This is a genomic window from Pseudoduganella sp. RAF53_2, assembly GCF_052113985.1.
GTDB lineage: Bacteria > Pseudomonadota > Gammaproteobacteria > Burkholderiales > Burkholderiaceae_D > Rugamonas.
Genome location: NZ_JBFRDW010001025.1, coordinates 1 through 1,279, shown reverse-complemented (window position 1 = coordinate 1,279; position 1,279 = coordinate 1). Strand labels below are relative to the sequence as shown.

Here is a 1,279-nt window from a genome sequence, read left to right as displayed (position 1 = left end):
CCATTTGACGCCGTCGGCAATATCGTCCTGCATTTTCAGGCCCCACTGTTTCCAGCCGGCGCGGAAGTGGGCTTCGCCAAAGCCGGTGCTGCCGCGGTATTCGGGCTCCAGCACGACGTAGCCGCGTGAGGCGAGGAACTGCACGTCGGAGCGCCATCCCCAGCGGCTGCCGCGCACATACGGACCACCATGCACCAGCACCACCATGGGCAGATTCTTGCCGCTGCTTTGGAGCGGAACCGTCAGCATGGCAGGGATTTCCAGCCCGTCGCGCGCGGTGTAGCGTACTTCTTCCTCCGCGCCCATATGCGATGGTTTGATGTTCGGACGGCTTGCGCCAACGCGGTCCAGCTTTTTCGTTTCGCTGTTGTAGATGAAGTAGACGGAGGGCTGCACGTCGGAGTAGGCCGTCACCAGCACATTGGCCGTTTCCGCATGGGTTGGCAGGTCAATCATGTTGATCGTGTTCGGCAGCAGCTTGTTCACCGCCTCCTGCATCTGCTTCATGTCGGAATCGAACCAGAGGGTGTCATAAGCATCGCGCAAATAGCGGATGCCGAGCAGCTTGTCGCCGCGCATGATCAGGCGGCCGCTGAAGTCGTAGCCGTCCAGTTGAATCAGGGGCTGCTCGCTGACCTTGCCGGTGGCGACGTCAAAGGTATGGACAGCGGCGCGGTCCTTTACCTTGCTGCTGATGACGTACAGCGTGCCTTCCGGCCCGAAGGCCAGTGGCGTAAAGGCGTCCAGCCCGCCGCGGTAGGTATCGAAGCTGGCTACCTTGCGCCATGTATCGTTGCCGCTGTCGCGCAAATAAATATTGCGCATGCTCTTGTCCAGCGTATAGGTCAAACGCGGCGCGCCTTTGTTATCGAGCACCCAGCCCATGGTATCGCCAGGGCGGCTGACTTCCTCGGTGCGTCCATTCAAAGTGTTCAGGCGCAGCAGCGCGACGTCGCGCAGATCGCCCAGCCCGGCGATATTATTGTCGGTGACGTAGACCCATTCGGAGTCCTGCGCGCCGACTTGCGACAGCATGAAGGTATGCCAGGGCAGCAGCTTTTTGGCCATGCCGTCGCGCACGAAATGATTGGCCCGCTCGGCCAGCTGACGGAAATGGGTACCGTCGCGGTCAACGGCGAACAGCCCCGGCGCGTAGATTCGYTCGCCTTCGCTAGCGGTTTTGTCGTTCAGGTCGAACAACAGTCGGCTATCGCTCACCCATTGTAGATGGCCGATGTCGGCGCTCGAGAAGCCGGCAATGGCTTGCGCCTTGTTGTCG

The 1,279-nt window shown here is 61.0% G+C and carries 1 protein-coding gene; it reads right to left on the bottom strand.

What is annotated here, in order from left to right:
- Positions 1–1,279 (bottom strand): alpha/beta hydrolase family protein (locus AB4Z11_RS32035; protein ID WP_442030255.1); only part of this gene is annotated, 1,279 nt, incomplete at both ends.